13 protein-coding genes are annotated in these 16,665 nt (G+C 66.3%); 9 read left to right on the top strand and 4 right to left on the bottom strand.

Annotation, left to right across the window (positions count from 1 at the left end; translation table 11 throughout):
• Positions 1-159: 159 nt before the first annotated feature.
• The 9 genes from sppA to XI03_RS02445 all read left to right on the top strand — a co-directional run bounded on the left by sppA (position 160) and on the right by XI03_RS02445 (position 8,145).
• Complete coding sequence (sppA, locus tag XI03_RS02485) at positions 160-1,140, top strand: signal peptide peptidase SppA (protein ID WP_271591216.1); 981 nt, start codon at positions 160-162, stop codon at positions 1,138-1,140.
• Between the two features lie 171 nt (positions 1,141-1,311).
• On the top strand, positions 1,312-1,617 hold the full coding sequence (locus XI03_RS02480; protein WP_007598410.1) for an integration host factor subunit beta: 306 nt from the start codon (positions 1,312-1,314) through the stop codon (positions 1,615-1,617).
• A 74-nt stretch (positions 1,618-1,691) separates the two neighbouring features.
• Entirely contained in the window at positions 1,692-2,084 is a 393-nt protein-coding gene (locus XI03_RS02475) for a DUF1049 domain-containing protein (protein ID WP_271591215.1), read from the top strand.
• Between the two features lie 65 nt (positions 2,085-2,149).
• Entirely contained in the window at positions 2,150-2,821 is a 672-nt protein-coding gene (locus XI03_RS02470) for a phosphoribosylanthranilate isomerase (protein WP_038950993.1), read from the top strand.
• Positions 2,818-4,032 (top strand): tryptophan synthase subunit beta, encoded by a 1,215-nt coding sequence (trpB, locus tag XI03_RS02465; protein WP_038950994.1) that lies wholly within the window; start codon positions 2,818-2,820, stop codon positions 4,030-4,032. Before XI03_RS02470 ends, trpB begins: the two co-directional genes overlap by 4 nt.
• Positions 4,029-4,865 (top strand): tryptophan synthase subunit alpha, encoded by an 837-nt coding sequence (gene trpA, locus XI03_RS02460; RefSeq protein WP_028139478.1) that lies wholly within the window; start codon positions 4,029-4,031, stop codon positions 4,863-4,865. The genes trpB and trpA overlap by 4 nt, the downstream gene beginning before the upstream one ends.
• A 119-nt stretch (positions 4,866-4,984) precedes the next feature.
• A complete protein-coding gene (gene accD, locus XI03_RS02455) occupies positions 4,985-5,926 on the top strand; it encodes an acetyl-CoA carboxylase, carboxyltransferase subunit beta (protein ID WP_038950995.1) in 942 nt (313 codons plus the stop codon).
• Positions 5,923-7,266 carry a bifunctional folylpolyglutamate synthase/dihydrofolate synthase gene (locus XI03_RS02450; RefSeq protein WP_271591214.1) on the top strand — a complete coding sequence of 448 codons (1,344 nt, stop codon included), beginning with the start codon at positions 5,923-5,925 and terminating at the stop codon, positions 7,264-7,266. Before accD ends, XI03_RS02450 begins: the two co-directional genes overlap by 4 nt.
• A 138-nt stretch (positions 7,267-7,404) precedes the next feature.
• Complete coding sequence (locus tag XI03_RS02445; RefSeq protein WP_271591213.1) at positions 7,405-8,145, top strand: metallophosphoesterase family protein; 741 nt, start codon at positions 7,405-7,407, stop codon at positions 8,143-8,145.
• 100 nt (positions 8,146-8,245) lie between these two features.
• Here the strand turns inward: XI03_RS02445 and XI03_RS02440 are convergent, their stop codons facing one another.
• From XI03_RS02440 to addB, 4 genes are all read right to left on the bottom strand, one after another.
• Entirely contained in the window at positions 8,246-9,253 is a 1,008-nt protein-coding gene (locus XI03_RS02440) for an ATP-dependent DNA ligase (protein ID WP_271591212.1), read from the bottom strand.
• Between the two features lie 145 nt (positions 9,254-9,398).
• Positions 9,399-9,719, bottom strand: a complete 321-nt coding sequence (gene trxA / locus XI03_RS02435) for a thioredoxin (protein WP_007598398.1) — start codon at positions 9,717-9,719, stop codon at positions 9,399-9,401.
• Between the two features lie 67 nt (positions 9,720-9,786).
• A complete protein-coding gene (addA, locus tag XI03_RS02430) occupies positions 9,787-13,296 on the bottom strand; it encodes a double-strand break repair helicase AddA (RefSeq protein WP_271591211.1) in 3,510 nt (1,169 codons plus the stop codon).
• Positions 13,290-16,436, bottom strand: a complete 3,147-nt coding sequence (addB, locus tag XI03_RS02425) for a double-strand break repair protein AddB (protein ID WP_271591210.1) — start codon at positions 16,434-16,436, stop codon at positions 13,290-13,292. Before addB ends, addA begins: the two co-directional genes overlap by 7 nt.
• Positions 16,437-16,665 lie beyond the last annotated feature (229 nt).

Below are 16,665 nucleotides of genomic sequence, written 5' to 3'. Positions count from 1 at the left end.
TTCGCAGGGACGACAGCGAGGGTGTGGCGAGGTCCCGGGCTCCCACCGCGCTCACAGCCTTGTTTTCTTCTAATTGCGCCGCAATTGATGTATCCAGATAAGCCGTTGGTCACGCTGTGAGGGCACAACGCGTCCGGCCTTTCATTTGGAGATATCTAGATGTCGCTCGATTCGGACATCATCGTCGATCGCCGCAGGATCCGCCGCAAGCTGACGTTCTGGCGCGTGATGGCTGCGCTGATCGCGATTGCGGCGATTGCGGGCATTGCGCTGGTCGTGACACCGGGTACGCGGGGCACGTTCGCATCCGCCGGCTCGATCGCGCGGGTCCAGATCGAGGGCCTGATCCGCAGCGATTCCGATCGTACGCAGGCGCTGGAGCGGCTGGAGAATTCGCAGGCCGCCGCCGTCATCATTCACATCAACTCGCCGGGCGGCACCACCGCCGGGTCCGAGCAACTCTACGATTCACTCGTCCGGCTGAAGGCGAAGAAGCCGCTCGTCGTGGTGGTCGAGGGCCTGGCTGCCTCCGGGGGCTACATCACGGCGATTGCCAGCGATCACATCATCGCCCAGCAGAGTTCGCTGGTCGGGTCGATCGGCGTGCTGTTCCAATATCCCAACGTCAGCGAGCTCCTGAAGACCATCGGCGTCAAGGTCGAGGAGGTGAAGTCGTCGCCGCTGAAGGCCGCGCCCAACGGTTTTGAGCCGACCAGCCCGGAAGCACGGGCCGCGCTCGATGCGCTGGTGAAGGATTCCTATGCCTGGTTCAGGGGATTGGTGAAGGAGCGGCGTGGCATGGATGACACGCAGCTCGAGAAAGTGGCTGATGGCCGCGTCTTCACCGGGCGCCAGGCGATCGATCTCAAGCTGATCGATCAGATCGGCGACGAGAAGACGGCGGTGACCTGGCTGGTCGAGCAGAAGGGCGTCAAGAAGGGGCTCTCCGTGCGCGACTACAAGCTCCAGCCGCGCTTCGGCGATCTGCCATTCCTCAAGACGGCCGCCGCCGTTACGCTGGAAGCGCTCGGTTTGGGCTCGATTGCGCATCAAATCGGGCAAACCGGCGTCGCGCAGGCGGTCGATCGGTTCGGAATGGATGGAATGCTGGCCCTGTGGCAACCGGCCGCCTCAAATTGAGGGGATTGGGCGAGCGGCTGAGGGTTTTCCCGTTTGACGGGCGTCGGGGCAGCCCGCTTTTTCGGCATTTGTCACGTAATTTCACGACGCTCAACCTTGATTTAGCGTCTTGACAGATCAAGGTATTTTCACGGAAATGGTCATCCGCACGCTTCCGGGTCCTATCTCTCGATGATCAAATCCGAACTTGTTCAGCGTATCGCCGAGCACAACCCGCATCTGTACCAGCGGGATGTCGAGAACATTGTGAATGCGATTCTCGAAGAGATCGTAGCGGCTCTCGCGCGCGGTGACCGCGTCGAGTTGCGCGGCTTCGGTGCCTTCTCGGTCAAGCACCGCCCTGCACGCGCCGGGCGCAATCCACGCACCGGCGCCCATGTGCCCGTCGATCAGAAGAGCGTTCCGTTCTTCAAGACTGGCAAGGAAATGCGCGAGCGGCTGAACCGCGACCATCCGGATCCCGGCGCGCCCGACTGAGGCTGTCGTCGTCGGGGTTTAACCGAACGGCCGCATGATGCGGCCGCAAGCTTGATTCAAGACGAGCGATCGCGATGCGAAAGTTCCTGACCGCGCTGATCGTGATCCCGCTGGGCCTGATCCTGGTGGCCTTCGCCGTTGCCAACCGGCACTTCGTCACGGTCTCGTTCGATCCGTTCATTGCGAACGACCCGTCATTGTCGGTCACGCTGCCGCTGTTCCTGCTCCTGATCCTGGTCGCCGCCCTCGGCGTCTTCGCCGGCGGCTCCGCCGTCTGGCTCGGTCAGCGGCACTGGCGCCGCGCGGCGCGCCGGCACGAGGCGGATTCACGGGTCGCCAGGGCCGAACTGGCCGATTTGCGGACCCAGGCGGCCGCGGCAAAGCCCGGGTCACAGCGCCTTCCCGTTCCCTCCGGGGGCGGGCTTTACGGGCCCATCGGGCGAGACAAGCAGCGCGCGACGTTGTAGAAGCGGCCCCGACCGAAAACGCTGTTTTCCGGCCGCACGTTGCGGCCTCCATTTGCTTTGAGACCATGTCCCTGCTCGTCAAAATCTGCGGCCTGTCCACGCGCGAGACGCTTCAAACGGCGCTCGAGGCGGGTGCGGATATGGTGGGGTTCGTGTTCTTCCCCCCTTCGCCGCGGCATCTGTCCCTGGAGCTCGGCCGCGACCTCGGCCGCCAGGTGAAGGGGCGCGCGCTCAAGGTCGCCCTCACCGTCGACGCCGACGATGCGACGCTCGACAACATCATGGACGCGCTGTCGCCGGACATTTTCCAGCTGCACGGCAAGGAGAGCGTGGCGCGGCTGCGCGACATCAAGCAGCGGTTCGGCCGGCCGGTGATGAAGGCGGTCCCGGTCGCGACCGCGGCCGATCTCGCCGTGTTGCCCGGCTATGCCGCGATCGCCGACCGCATCCTGTTCGATGCCCGCGCGCCGAAGGATGCGACCCGGCCCGGCGGCCTGGGGGAGCCGTTCGACTGGCACCTGCTCGAAAACCTCGATCTGAAACTGCCCTACATGGTCTCGGGCGGGCTTCATGCCGACAATCTCGCCGAGGCACTCCGCGTCACCCGCGCCGGCGGCGTCGACGTCTCCTCCGGTGTCGAGAGCGCCCCCGGCGTGAAAGATCCTGAAATGATCAAGGCCTTCATTCGCGCTGCGCGCGCCAGCCAAGAATCCAGCCAAGAGTTGAGTGTTCGATGAACGTCGCCAAACCCAATTCCTATCGCAGCGGTCCCGACGATCGCGGCCATTTCGGCATCTTCGGCGGCCGCTTCGTCGCCGAAACCCTGATGCCGCTGATCCTCGATCTGGAGAAGGCCTACACCGAGGCCAAGGCCGATCCGGCCTTCCAGGCCGAGATGAACGGCTATCTCACGCATTATGTCGGCCGGCCCTCGCCACTCTATTTCGCCGAGCGCCTCACCGAGCATCTCGGCGGCGCCAAGATCTATTTGAAGCGCGAAGAGCTCAACCACACCGGCTCGCACAAGGTGAACAACGTGCTCGGCCAGATCATGCTGGCGCGGCGCATGGGCAAGAAGCGCATCATCGCCGAGACCGGTGCCGGCCAGCACGGTGTCGCCACCGCGACGCTGTGCGCGCGCTTCGGGCTCGAATGCGTGGTCTATATGGGCGCCGTCGACGTCGAGCGGCAGCAGCCCAACGTGATCCGCATGGAGATGCTGGGTGCGACGGTGGTCCCGGTGCAGTCGGGCACGCGCACGCTGAAGGACGCCATGAATGAGGCCCTGCGCGACTGGGTCACCAACGTGCACAACACCTTCTACTGCATCGGCACGGTGGCCGGCCCGCATCCCTATCCGACGCTGGTGCGCGACTTCCAGTCGATCATCGGCAACGAGACCAAGACGCAGATGCAGGAGGTCGAAGGCCGCCTGCCGGATTCGCTGGTCGCCTGCATCGGTGGCGGCTCGAACGCGATGGGCCTGTTTCATCCGTTCCTCGACGATCCCTCCGTCGAAATCTTCGGCGTCGAAGCTGCGGGCCATGGGCTGACGCAGCTGCATGCGGCGTCGATCGCGGGCGGCCGTCCCGGCGTGCTGCACGGCAACCGCACCTATCTCTTGATGGACGCGGACGGCCAGATCCAGGACGCGCATTCGATCTCGGCCGGCCTCGATTATCCCGGCATCGGCCCCGAGCATTCCTGGCTGCACGAGATCGGCCGCGTGAACTATCTCTCCGCGACCGATGACGAAGCGCTCGCCGCGTTCCAGCTGCTGTCGCGCCTCGAAGGTATCATCCCCGCGCTCGAGCCTGCGCACGCCATCGCCAAGGTGATGGAGCTCGCGCCGAAGCGGCCTCGGGATCACCTGATGGTCGTCAACCTCTCCGGCCGCGGCGACAAGGACGTCCCGCAGGTCGGCGACATCCTGAGGGGCAAGAAGTGACCACGCGTATCGACACCCGTTTTGCCGAGCTTGCGAAGCAGGGCCGCTCGGCCTTCGTCACCTTCTTGATGGCCGGCGATCCCGATCCGGCGACCTCGCTCGAGATCATCAAGGCGCTGCCGAAATCAGGCGCCGACGTCATCGAGATCGGCATGCCCTTCACCGATCCGATGGCCGACGGTCCCTCGATCCAGGCCGCCGGGCTGCGTGCGCTCAAGGCCGGCATGACGCTGAAGAAGACGCTGGAGCTGGTGCGCGGCTTCCGCAAGGACGACAATGCGACGCCGATCGTGTTGATGGGCTATTACAATCCGATCTACATTTACGGCGTCGACAAGTTCCTGGTCGATGCCAAGAGCGCGGGCGTCGATGGTCTGATCATCGTCGACCTGCCGCCGGAGGAGGACGACGAGCTCTGCCTGCCCGCGATGAAGGCCGGCCTCAATTTCATTCGTCTGGCGACACCGACGACCGACGACAAGCGGCTGCCGGCCGTGCTCGCCAACACCTCGGGCTTCGTCTACTACGTCTCGATCACCGGCATCACCGGTGCGGCGGCGGCGGACTCCTCGGCCGTGAGCGAAGCGGTGGCCCGCATCAAGCGGCACACCAAGCTGCCGGTGTGCGTCGGCTTCGGTATCCGCACGCCGGAGACGGCGCGTGCCATTGCCTCCCATGCCAATGGTGCGGTCGTCGGCACCGCGCTGGTCGACGCGCTCAAGAACAGCCTCGACGCCGAGGGACGGGCGACCGGCAAAACCGTTAACGCCGTGGCTGAGCTGACGGCGGCCCTGGCCCAGGGCGTCAAGGGCGCGCAACAGGCGGCGGAATAGGCCATAATTCCGCTTTTGGGGCGGGCGACACGGCGACACGGCGGCTTGCCGGGCAACGGCCCGGTCGCCATATATCCCTTCAGGCGATCCGCAAGGCGGGCCGCACATCGGAGCAAACCATGAACTGGCTTACCAACGTGGTCCGGCCGAAGATCCGCAACATGCTGCGGCGGGAGACGCCGGAGAATCTGTGGATCAAGTGCCCGGACTCCGGGCAGCTCGTGTTCTACAAGGACGTCGAGGCCAACCAGTTCGTCATCCCCGGCTCGAACTATCACATGCGCATGGGGGCGGTGGCGCGCTTGAAGTCGATCTTCGACAACGAGACCTGGTTCGACGTCGCGCTGCCTGACGTCACGCCAGATCCGCTCAAGTTCCGCGACGAGAAGAAATACGTCGACCGCATCAAGGACGCGCGCGCCCGAACCAATCTGAACGATGCGATCAAGGTCGGTTACGGCAAACTCGAAGGCTCCGCCGTCGTCGTCGCCGTGCAGGATTTCGACTTCATGGGTGGCTCGCTCGGCATGGCCGCAGGCGAAGCCATCGTCCGCGGGCTCGAACTCGCCGTTGAAAAGAAGTCGCCGTTCATCGTGTTCGCCGCATCAGGCGGCGCGCGCATGCAGGAAGGCATCTTGTCGCTGATGCAGATGCCGCGCACGACGGTCGCTGTGCAGATGCTGCGCGAGGCCAAGCAGCCCTATATCGTCGTGCTGACCAACCCGACCACCGGCGGCGTTACCGCCTCCTATGCGATGCTCGGCGACGTTCAGATCGCCGAACCCGGCGCGCTGATCGGCTTTGCCGGCGCCCGCGTGATCGAGCAGACCATCCGCGAGAAGCTGCCTGAAGGTTTCCAGCGCGCCGAGTATCTGAAGGAGCACGGCATGGTCGACATGGTCGTGCATCGCCACGAGCTGCGTCCGACTCTGGCGCGGCTCTGCCGTCTGCTGACCAAGGCGCCGGCGCCGGAGACCGCGTCGAAGCCGATGCAGCCGGTGCTCAGCCCGGCACAGATCGTATCGGCCGCCGAGACGGCGCCGGCTGCGCCGCACGCGTGAACGCGTCCTCTGACAGCGCGAAGACGCCGCTCGGTGAATTGTTCGGGCGGCTGTCGGTCCTGCATCAGAAGCGCATCGATCTCGGGCTGGAGCGGATGCACCGCCTGCTCGAACGGCTCGGCCACCCCGAGCTCAAGCTGCCGCCGGTGATCCACATCGCCGGCACCAATGGCAAGGGCTCGACGCTCGCTTATCTGCGCGCGACGCTGGAGGCAGCAGGCCTGCGGGTGCACGCCTACACCTCGCCCTATCTTGTCAGGATCAACGAGTGCTTCCGGCTCGGCCGCCTCAGTGGTGGTCAGCTGGTCGGCGATGACGAATTGCGTGCGGCACTGGAAGAGGTCGAGCGCGTCAATGCCGGCGAAGCCGCGACATTGTTCGAGCTGAAGACGGCGGCCGCCTTCCATCTGTTTGCGCAGAACCCGGCCGACGTGGTGCTGCTCGAAGTCGGCCTCGGCGGCCGGCTCGATTCGACCAACGTGATCGATGCGCCGGCGGCCTGCGTGATCACGCCCGTCAGCATGGACCACATGGATTTCCTCGGGGACACCCTGACGTCGATCGCCGGCGAGAAGGCGGCGATCATCAAGCGCGGCGTGCCCGTGATCTCCGCGGAGCAGGCGGGCGAAGCCATGGCGGTGATCGAGGCGCAGGCCAAGCGCATGCGCGCGCCGCTTTTTGCGGCGAACGAGAGCTGGCACGTCAATGTCGAGCACGGTCGCCTCGTCTACTCCGACGATCGCGGCCTGATGGATCTCACGGCGCCGCGGCTGTTCGGCCGCCACCAGTTCGACAATGCCGGCCTTGCGATCGCGACGCTGCGCGCGATTCCGAACTTCAAGATCAATCAGGCGGCGTTCGAGGCCGGCATCGTCGGTGCCGAATGGCCGGCGCGGATGCAGCGCATCACCTCGGGCGAGCTGCTCGCTCTCGGTCCGCAGGGCTCGGAGATCTGGCTCGATGGCGGGCACAATGCCGAAGGCGGCCGTGTCGCGGCGGCGGCGCTCGGAGATCTCGAAGAGCGGGTGTCGCGACCGCTGGTCGTCATCGCCGGCATGATGGCCAACAAGGATGCGCAGGGCTTCCTTGCCAATTTCGCCGGTCTCACCCGTCACATCATCGCGGTGCCGATCCCCGACACTGAGAACGCGATGCCGGTCGATCGCCTCGCCGACGCCGCCCGCAGCCTCGGCATGCGCGTCGAGACCGTCTCCGGCGTCGAAGCCGCGCTGCGCGCCCTCTCGAAGCTCGCCTACGAGGTGCCTCCGCGCATCCTGATCACTGGCTCGTTGTATCTGGCCGGCCACGTGCTGGCGATCAACGGCACGCCTCCTGCATGATTTCTCTTGTCCCGGACGCGGTGCAGCGTGCAACGCTGCTGCGCAGAGCCGGGACCCAGGGCCGCATGGGCCCCGGCTCTGCAGCGCATCGCTGAAGCAGCGCTGCGCCGCGTCCGGGGCACGAAAGAGAGAATGCCAATGCGTTTCGCCGCGATTGCCGACGTCCACGGAAACTACCTTGCGCTGGAGGCGGTGCTGGCCGACATCCGGGCCCTTGATATCACCGACATCGTCAATCTCGGCGATATGCTGAGCGGCCCGCTCGATGCGCGCCGCACCATCGAGATCCTGATGACGCTCGACGCCGTCCACGTGCTCGGCAATCACGACCGCTATCTGCTCGACCGCTCCCCGGAGCAAATGGGCTCGTGGGATCGCCCCGCCCACGCAGCGCTTAATACCGTGCAACTGGATTGGCTGCGCGCGCAGCCGATGACGCGGGTGTTTCGCGAGCAGGTGTTTCTCTGCCACGCGACGCCCGATAACGACGAGGTCTATTGGCTCGACATGGTGCACCCGGACGGCGCGGTGGCGCTGTCGCCGCTGGACCGGATCGAGCAGTTTGCGCAAAGCGTGACGCAATCCCTGATCCTCTGCGCCCACACTCATCTCGCCCGCGCCGTGCGCTTGCATGACGGCCGGCTGATCGTCAATCCCGGCAGCGTCGGCAGTCCTGGGTATCGTGACAAGCATCCCTATCCGCATGTAGTCGAAGCTGGCACGCCGCATGCGCGCTACGCGATCCTCGAGCTGGCTGATGGTGCCTGGCAGGTGACATTCCGCCACGTCGCGTATGATCACGAGGCGATGGCGGCGCTGGCGCGGCGCAATGGGCAGCCCGAACTGGCGCAGGCGATCGCGACCGGATGGCTCAGGTAAATCCTCTCGTGTCCCGGACGCGGTGCAGCGCAAAGCGCTGCTCCGCAGAGCCGGGACCCAGACTCGCGGCTTCTGGGCCCCGGCTCTGCACTAGACCGACTCACCTCAGCAGCTTCATCGGGTCGGCCACCTTCTGCTTCAGTTGCTCGAAGCTGCATTGCCGCGGCGCCTTGTCGGGGCGCCAGCGCAGGATCGAGGTGCCGTGGCGGAAGCGTTCGCCGCTGAAATGGTCGTAGCAGACTTCGATCACCAGCTTCGGTCTCAGCGGACACCATTTTGCCGAGCGCTCGGTGGACCAGCGGCTCGGTCCGCCCGGCGCGTTGCCGGTGAAGCCGGGTTCTGCGATCAGCGCCTCCACCCGGTCGGTCAGCGCGGGCTTCTGCTCTGCCTTGATCGCGGATGTGAAGCCGACATGATGCAGCAAGCCACCATCGTCGTAGAGCCCGAGCAGCAGCGAGCCGACCACCTTTCGCCCGGCGATCTTGTTGGTGGCGTAGCGGAAGCCGCCGACCACGCAATCGGCGCTGCGAAATTTCTTGATCTTCTGCATGCCGTCGCGATTTCCGGCCTGATAGGGCAGGTCGACGCGCTTGGCGATGATGCCGTCCGAGCCGCCACCGGATTGCGCCAGCCACTTTTTCGCCGTGGCGAAGCTCGTCGTCGCCGGCGACAGGCGGAAGAGGCCGCCCTTCAGATTGGCCTTCGCAAAAGCCTCCAGCGCCGGCCGCCGTTCGCTCAGCTGCCTTCCGGCAAGCTGCTTCTGTTTTACCGTCGCGAGCAGATCGAAGACGAGATAGAGCGCCGGCGTGTCCTGCGAGAGCATCTTCACGCGGCTCGCCGCCGGATGAATCCGTTGCAGCAGCGCGTCGAACGAAAAGCTCTTGCCGTGCGGTACGACGATCTCGCCGTCGAGCGTGAAACGGTCGGCTTTCAGCTTCAGCGCGGCAGCGACAACTTCCGGGAAATAGCGGGCGAGATCTTCGCCGGATTTGGAGCGCAGATCGACATGGCCGCCGTCGCGCGACAGCAGGCAGCGAAAGCCATCCCATTTCGGCTCGTACTGCCATTCGTTGCCGCGTGGAATGGCGTCGACTGACCGCGCCTCCATGGCAACGAAAGAAGTCGATTTTCGCGCGCGCTTTGCGGGAGGGGCAGGCAAGGGTCGGGACTCGTCATACGCTGGACATGTCCCGTCAACGCAAACGGCCGGCATTTCGCCGGCCGTTGTCGAAAATAAACTTGCGCCAGGCGGATCAGACCGCGGAGGTGATCCACTGCTGCAGCTTCGCCTTCGGCGCCGCGCCGACCTGGCGGGAGGCCATCTCGCCGCCCTTGAAGATCATCAGCGTCGGGATCGACATCACGCCATACTTGGACGCGGTCTTGGGGCTCTCGTCGACGTTGAGCTTCACGATCTTGACCTTGTCGCCCATCGCACCGGCGATCTCGTCGAGGGCGGGCGCGATCATGCGGCAGGGGCCGCACCACTCAGCCCAGAAATCGACGACCACAGGACCGTTCGCCTTGAGCACTTCGGCTTCGAAATCGGTGTCAGAAACCTTGCCAACGGCCATGGGAGTACCTCGTTCGGTTGAAAGAATCGGCGCGGATGGGAATCGCGCCTGGGATCATGCCGTCAACCTATGAACGGCCCCTTGCCGGGTCAAGGACGCTCACACCGAGATGAAGGGATGCCAGCGCCGCGTCCAGCGCGGGGGCTGAAATCTCCATATATTCAAGGGCCTCGGTCCAGAGCAGGACGGCGCGGATGGGCTTTTGGGGATAAAGCCGCGCCAGCACCGCCCGGTACAGCGCAAGCTGCCGGACATAGGCGGCGGGCGCTGCGGCCGCGTTCTTGGGCGCCGCCTGGTTGGTCTTGAAATCGACGATCAAAACCTCATCCGGACGAACGATCAGCCGGTCGATCTGCCCCGACACCAATGCCGGGGCACGGCCCGGCCGCTCCAGCCTGCCGGCGATGGCGACTTCCGCCCGGCTGCCGGCGGCAAAGACCGGCGCGAAGCGCGGTTCAGTGAGCAGGGCGAGCACCTTGTCGGCCAAAGCGGCGCGGTCGGCCTCCGTCCAGTCGGAGGCATTGCGTGCCATGAAGCCGAGCGCGGCCTCGCGCCGGCGCTCCGCGGCGATATCAGGCAGGGATTGCAGGAGACGGTGCACCAGCGTGCCGCGCTGCAGTGCGAGCGCGCGGGACCGCACCGATTCGCCGGTCCGCACGCTGCGGCCTTCCTCAGCCGACTGGCCGGACGGACGCACCATGTCGTCGTCAACGATCTCGCGCGGCGCCGGCGTTCGCAGCCAGGCCGGCAGCGCGACCGTCTGGTCCACGGTCGCCGCCGGGATACCCAGCGCGGCGACGTCCTCCGGCCGGGCGAATCGCGTCACCTTGCCGAGCGGCGTCTCGATCGTCTGCTTGTCTAGGCCCGAGCCTGCGAGCCCGGTGTCGACCAGGTCATACCAGCTCAGCTTGCGGACCGTCCTCATATTGCCAGGAATGCAGCCGCCGACGATCAGCCGATCGGCCGCGCGCGTCATCGCGACATAGAGCAGGCGGCGATATTCGTCCTCGGTCTCCTCGAGCATCGCCTTGCGCGCGTCGGCGACGGGCTTGGGGTCGTCGGCCTTGCGGCCGGCCCAGACCACGACCTCGCCGCCATTGCCGCGCGGCACGTGGATCAGCCGAACCCGCTGCGAGTCCGCGGGCGACGACGTGGTGTCGACCATGAATACGACCGAGGCCTCCAGGCCCTTGGCGCCATGCACCGTCATCACCCGCACCTCGTCGCGCGAGATCTCCATGTCGCGCTTCACCTCGGTGTCGGCCGAGCGCAGCCAGGCCATGAAGCCCTGCAGCGATGCCGGCGCCTTGCGCTCACAGCTCAGCGCGAGCTCCAGGAATTCGTCGAGCGCGTCGTTGGCTTCAAAGCCGAGCCGGCGCAGGATGCGCGCACGTCCGCCGTCGCCCCCTAACAACCAGGCGTAGAAGGCAAACGGCGTTTCCTCGCGCGCGCGGGTCTCACAGGCTTCCAGACGCCGCAGCACGGCCGCGAACTTCTCGCTTCCGGCCGCATGCTCGCCGAGTGCACGGCGCAGTGATCCCTTGCGGTCATGGGCAAGCTGGAACAGGTCGTCGTCATCCAGCCCGAACAGCGGGCTCTTCAGCGCCACAGCCAGCGCGAGATCGTCCTGCGGCAGCAGCAGCGCATCGGCGAGGTTCATCAGGTCGATGATCGCGATGTGCTCGGTCAGCTTGAGCCTATCGGCGCCGGCCACCGGAACGCCAGCGTGCTTCAGCGCCTGGATCACGGCATCGAAGGCATTGCCGCGCCGGCGCACCAGGATCAGCATGTCGCCATAGCGCAGCGGTCGGCGCTCGCCCTCGTGTCCCGTCAGCGTGCCGCTCTCGACCAGCCGCTTGATTTCGGCCTGGATGCGACGCGCCAGCTTGACTTCTGGGCTGGTGACGGCGACGCCGTCGAACGGCGCGCGCCAGCCCTCGATCTCCTGGCGGTCGTCGGCGACAGCCAGATCCCACAGCTCGATCACGCTCGGACCGGCATCGGCGAGCGCGTTGTGCAGGGGATGGCCGATCTCGACCGAATGGATGCTCTTGTAGATCTCCTGTTCGCGGAAGACGTGGTCGACCGAGTGCAGGATCGCAGCGCCCGAGCGGAACGAATAGGTGAAGGCGACCGGATCGAACTTCAGCCCCGCCGAGGTGAACTTGCGGTGCAGCTCGCGCCGGCGCGCGTCGAACTCGTGCGGCGCCGCACCCTGGAACGAGAAGATCGACTGCTTCTCATCGCCGACCGCGAAGACCGTGCGGTTCAATCCTTCGCGCGCGCCTTCGCCGGCGGTGAATTCGGAGATGATGTGCGCGACGATGTCCCATTGCCGCGGGCTGGTGTCCTGCGCTTCGTCGATCAGCACATGGTCCACGCCGCGGTCGAGCTTGTAGTGCACCCAGCCTGAAGACACACGGTTCAGCATCGCCAGCGTCTTGTCGATGAGGTCGTCGTAGTCGAGCAGCCCGCGCTCCTGCTTCTCGCGGCGGTAGTTGGCGGCGGCCGCGGTGGCGATATGCAGCAGGGCCGCGGTGCGGTCACGCATGGCGACCGCCCGGCGCTTCTCGATCAATGCACTGACCCGCTGCGCCTCGTTCTCGAACAGGCGCGCGACGGACGGGTTGTGCTCGCCAAACTTCTTGGTCAGCACCGCCTTGCGCGGCAGCTTTTCGTCGGTGAGGAAAACGCAGAGATAGGCATCGACCTGCGCGCTGCCGGAGAACGCCTTGGCCTCGCGGAGCCGACCGGCCTGGTCGTTGTCGGACTTGCTGCCGTCTTCCAGCGCAAAGGCGATGTCGTCCCAGCGCGATCGCGGTAGATAGGGTCCATTGAGAATCTCGGTCTCGACGTCCTCGATGCGATCGCTCGCATCAACGCCCAGCGCCGCCGCCATCTGCGCAGCGGCGGCTTCGGCGTTGCCGGCCTCATCCGTCCAGGCCATGAAGTGATCGCGGCTCAGGCACGCTTCGCGCACGACCTCCTTGAAGGTGACGTCGGCCGCGCTCGCCATCGCGGTCAGCAATGCGCGACCGGTGACGCTCTCCGGATCGCGCGCCGCCTCCAGCAGCACCTTCAGATTGGCGCGCTCCATCATGTCGGTCTGGTCGCGCTCGTCGATCACGGCGAAGCGCGCGGGAACGTTGGCCTCGAACGGAAACTGCTGGAGCAGGCGCGTGCACAGCGCGTGGATAGTCTGCACCTTCAGCCCGCCCGGCGTCTCCAGCGTGCAGGCGAAGAGTTTTCTCGCTTCGCGCCGAATTTTCGCGCTGGGATGCGGGATGCCGACAGCGCGGATCGCTGCGTCGAGCCCGGTATCATCCAGCGTCACCCAGTGACCAAGCGTGGTGAACACGCGTTCGGCCATGTTGGCGGCGGCGGCCTTTGTGAAAGTGATGCAGAGGATCTTCTCCGGCGGCACGCCCGACAGCAGCAGGCGGATCACGCGCTGCACCAGCACATGCGTCTTGCCCGAGCCGGCATTGGCCGACACGAAGGCCGACGCGGTCGGGTCGGACGCACGCGCCTGCCGCGCGCGGACCTCGTCGGGGATGGGGCGCGGTGCCTTCACCATTCCTCGATCCCCAAACCGCCGGCCGCGGACCATTCCTTGATCCGGGCGAGATCGTCATAGGTACCGTAGCGATTGGACCACATCGGCAGGTTCAGCGAGGTGTAGGGCTGGTTCTCGTCGTCGAAGGCACGGATCAGCGCTTCCAGTTTGGCCCGCGCTTCGGCGGCTGCCGTGTCCGGCGGCTGCGGCTCGTCGCCGGGTTTGTACTTGAGCTCGAGGATACGCTCCTCGCCCGGCGGATTGTTGCCGCTCAAGCGTACATAGACGAGCTGGCTCACCGACGCGCCGGCGTCGATATCGGGAAAGCCACCCTCGCGCAGGATCGCGGCCTCCAGCGTGAGCTGGGGCGACAGGCCCATGCGAACCTGCTTGCCGGTCGGCGGCTGTCCGGTCTTGTAGTCGAGGATGGCGTAGCCGCCGCCCTGGCGCCGCTCGATGCGGTCGGCGCGTGCCGAAAGGCGGAAGCTGCGCGCGCTGTCGAGCATGATTGAAATCTCGCCGCGCGTCTCCGCGACGATGGCCTCGATCGCGTCGCGGCGGGCGGTCTCCCATTCGCCGAACCAGCGCGCGATGCGCTGGAAGCGCGGCCACCACAGCGCCCGCGCTTCGGGTCGCTCCATCAGCGGCGCGAAATGTTTCTCGCCGATCGTGCGCAGCACGCGCGCGGGATCGTCGGGCAGACGCGCGGCATAGCTCTCGGTGAACTCGCCGATCGCATCATGAATCGCCGAGCCGCGGTCGGCGGCCGACAGCGGCATGTCGACGGGATCGAGCGCATCGAGCCGCAAAATGTGTTTTGCGTAGATCGTGTAGGGATCGCGCAGCCAGTCCTCGATCGCTGTCACCGACATCCTGAGCGGCCGCGTCGCGCGCGGCGGCCGCGGCTCGGGCTGCTTGATCGGCCTGACCTCGTCCGGCTGGTCCAGCGCGCCCGCGAACTGCACATATTTCTCGCCGGCGCGAACGGCCGCCTTCCAATGATCGTCGCCCGCAACCGCCTCCAGCCGATGAAGGAATCGCGAAGCCACCGCGGGTGCGCCGCCGGCCTTGGCGGAATGGGTGAGGATCACCTCGTCGCCGCCGAGCAGCTGAGCAAAATCGTGGGCGGAGAGGCCGATGCGGCGCTCCGGCAGATCGAGACCGAGCTCGTGCCGCATCGGCCGGCTGAGCCAGGGGTCGATGCGCGGCGCCGGTGGCCAGACGCCTTCGATCAGGCCGCCGACGATGATGCGGTCGGCCTGCATCAGGCGCGATTCCAGCGGGCCGTAGATCTGCAGCCGCGCGCCCGGCTTGTCTCGCCGCCGCACCGCGCGATCGCTGAAAGCGGTCTGGAAGACGTCGGCATAATCAGGCAGCGTCACCATCAGTCCGCTGATCGTGCCGCCGCGCAGGAGATCGTCGAAGGCGCCGGCGAGCGCGAGGCCTTCGCGCTCCTCGAAGGCGAGCGGGATGCCCTGCTCGTCGCGCGACAGCTCGATGATGATCTCGCGATGCCGGTGGGCAAGCTCGGCGAAGTCGAACGGCTTTGCCGACGCCAGACTCTCGATCGGTGCCAGCGCCTTCTGCAAGGTGTCGATCAGCGTCTGGATGCGGTCGATGTTTTCGGCCTTGAGATGCGCACGGGGTTCGGCCTTGTGAAGCGCGGAGACCTCGCTGCGCCACAGCTTTGTCAGCTCGTTGCGAAAGCGGTTGAATTCGCGCAGCAGGCCGCCGGTGCCGGCAGGCGGACGCGTGCCGCGTAGGACTGCAAGCTCGAGATCTTCGATCGCCGCCTTCCACGCGCCAGGCAGCCGGCCGAGCCGGCACAGCGGATGCTTCAGCATGGCCAGCAGCGTTGGCGGCTCCAGTCCCTTGGTCGCCGCTTCCGCAGTGAGCCGGGCAAAGACGCCGGCGGATGTTTCCATCAGCACGTCACCGCCGGAATCGTCGAAGGCGAGATCCCATCGGGTCAGCGCAGCCATCACCCGCCGCGCCAGCGCGCGGTCCGGCGTCACCAGCGCTGCCGATTTGTCGAGATGCCGTGCTTCGCGCATGGCGATGGCAATGGCGAGCGCTTCCATCTCCGGATTGGGGGCTTCGACGACGGCGAGGCTTTTCATGCCGCCGGAGATCTTCGCTGCGACATCCGGCTGCTTCAGCCGGTCGTGCCAGACTTCCGTCTTGGCCGACGGCCGCATCGATTCGGAGGCGAGCAGATCGCGGCCGCCGTCCGCTGGCGGCTGGAGAATCTCGACGTCGCTGCGCTTGATGCCAAAACGATCCAGCAGCGCGTGCATGGCATATTGCGGATGGTTCGACGCCGGATGCTCTGCGAACTTGCCCAGCGAGTCGCGCACGCCGCCGATGCTCCGCCAGGCGCCGTCGTCGAGATCGGTGTCGAGGCCCGGCAGCACCACGGCGCCATGCGGCAGCGAGGCGACTGCGTGCAGAAATTTCGCGGTCGCCGGCATCGAGCCGGTCGAGCCCGCCGCGATGACCGGCCCGTTCGGATGCGCGGTCAGCCGTCTGGCCTCCGCCGCGATCAGGAGATCGCGCCGCGCCGCGGGCTCGATCCGGTTGATCTCGGCGAGATGACCGGGCCAGGCGATCCGCGCGATCCGCAAAAATTCGAGCGAGTGCTGCCAGTAACGGTCGAGGTTGTCAGGTACGAGACCGTCGAGCGCGCTCCAGTCGACGCCGCGCGTCACCATGTCGTCGATCAGGCGCGCGAGGTCGCCGGCGAGCGCCAGCGTCGAGGCGGGCCCGCCGACCACCAGCGGCGACAGCACCGGGCCCTTGGCCCAGGCCGCGACCAGTTGCGCCAGCGTCAGCCGTCGTTCGAGCTCGCCAAGCCGCGGCGGAATGTCGAGCGGCGTTGCGCCGGAGAACTGCTCGCCCTCGTCGGCGAAGGCGAGCTCATCCTCGTCGATGTCGCCGAGCGCGACGATGCGCGGCAGCACCACGGCGTCCGCTTTCATCTCGTCGAGGAAGATCTCGCGGACCACGCGCATCGCGCGCCTTGTCGGCAGATACAGCGTGGCATCCGCCAGCCGCGCCGGTTCCTTGCGCGCCTCGAATCCCTCGACCAGCCGTCCGTCGAGCAGGCTCGCGACGATCGTGCGCAGGAATGGAACTGAGAGGGGAACGCTGAAGACGCGCATGGACCGCCTGATTCGAAGGATCAGGCAATATAGGGAGGCGGGGTCGAATGGTCATGGGGCGGGGGGAAGTCGTCCCCGCTCTTCGCGAGACCTGACAGGTCTTGTAGGGTGGGCAAAGCGAAGCGTGCCCACCCATTTTGCCATCGAGAGAGATGGTGGGCACGGCGCTTTGCGCCTTTGCCCACCCTTGTATTAGCGCGCCGGATTAGAATGGCCTGGTTCCGTGAGG

The sequence above is a fragment of the Bradyrhizobium sp. CCBAU 65884 genome, from assembly GCF_028128835.1.
Taxonomy (GTDB): Bacteria; Pseudomonadota; Alphaproteobacteria; order Rhizobiales; family Xanthobacteraceae; genus Bradyrhizobium; species Bradyrhizobium ottawaense.
The sequence above is the reverse complement of the archived record's forward strand: the minus strand, read 5'-3'. Positions and strand labels throughout refer to the sequence as shown.